This is a genomic window from Pseudomonas sp. NPDC086278 (genome assembly GCF_050280905.1).
Taxonomy (GTDB): domain Bacteria; phylum Pseudomonadota; class Gammaproteobacteria; order Pseudomonadales; family Pseudomonadaceae; genus Aquipseudomonas.
In genome coordinates this window covers 1-1,442 of record NZ_JBNNWE010000217.1, presented here as the reverse complement: position 1 = coordinate 1,442, position 1,442 = coordinate 1, and the positions used below count along the sequence as shown (strand labels likewise).

The window sequence follows — 1,442 nt, the reverse complement described above, 5'->3', positions numbered from 1 at the left end:
GAAGCTACGGGTATCACTTAGGTGATGCGGTAGAGGAGCGTTCTGTAAGCCTGTGAAGGTGAGTTGAGAAGCTTGCTGGAGGTATCAGAAGTGCGAATGCTGACATGAGTAACGACAATGGGTGTGAAAAACACCCACGCCGAAAGACCAAGGTTTCCTGCGCAACGTTAATCGACGCAGGGTTAGTCGGTCCCTAAGGCGAGGCTGAAAAGCGTAGTCGATGGAAAACAGGTTAATATTCCTGTACTTCTGGTTATTGCGATGGAGGGACGGAGAAGGCTAGGCCAGCTTGGCGTTGGTTGTCCAAGTTTAAGGTGGTAGGCTGGAATCTTAGGTAAATCCGGGGTTCTAAGGCCGAGAGCTGATGACGAGTGTTCTTTTAGAACACGAAGTGGTTGATGCCATGCTTCCAAGAAAAGCTTCTAAGCTTCAGGTAACCAGGAACCGTACCCCAAACCGACACAGGTGGTTGGGTAGAGAATACCAAGGCGCTTGAGAGAACTCGGGTGAAGGAACTAGGCAAAATGGCACCGTAACTTCGGGAGAAGGTGCGCCGGTGAGGGTGAAGCATTTACTGCGTAAGCCCATGCCGGTCGAAGATACCAGGCCGCTGCGACTGTTTATTAAAAACACAGCACTCTGCAAACACGAAAGTGGACGTATAGGGTGTGACGCCTGCCCGGTGCCGGAAGGTTAATTGATGGGGTTAGCTAACGCGAAGCTCTTGATCGAAGCCCCGGTAAACGGCGGCCGTAACTATAACGGTCCTAAGGTAGCGAAATTCCTTGTCGGGTAAGTTCCGACCTGCACGAATGGCGTAACGATGGCGGCGCTGTCTCCACCCGAGACTCAGTGAAATTGAAATCGCTGTGAAGATGCAGTGTATCCGCGGCTAGACGGAAAGACCCCGTGAACCTTTACTATAGCTTTGCACTGGACTTTGAATTTGCTTGTGTAGGATAGGTGGGAGGCTTTGAAGCGTGGACGCCAGTTCGCGTGGAGCCAACCTTGAAATACCACCCTGGCAACTTTGAGGTTCTAACTCAGGTCCGTTATCCGGATCGAGGACAGTGTATGGTGGGTAGTTTGACTGGGGCGGTCTCCTCCTAAAGAGTAACGGAGGAGTACGAAGGTGCGCTCAGACCGGTCGGAAATCGGTCGTAGAGTATAAAGGCAAAAGCGCGCTTGACTGCGAGACAGACACGTCGAGCAGGTACGAAAGTAGGTCTTAGTGATCCGGTGGTTCTGTATGGAAGGGCCATCGCTCAACGGATAAAAGGTACTCCGGGGATAACAGGCTGATACCGCCCAAGAGTTCATATCGACGGCGGTGTTTGGCACCTCGATGTCGGCTCATCACATCCTGGGGCTGAAGCCGGTCCCAAGGGTATGGCTGTTCGCCATTTAAAGTGGTACGCGAGCTGGGTTTAGAACGTCGTGAG

At 52.4% G+C, this 1,442-nt stretch carries 1 rRNA gene; it reads left to right on the top strand.

Going from position 1 to position 1,442, the window contains the following annotated elements:
• Positions 1 to 1,442, top strand: a 23S ribosomal RNA gene (locus ACQKP4_RS29090); the annotation flags it as partial.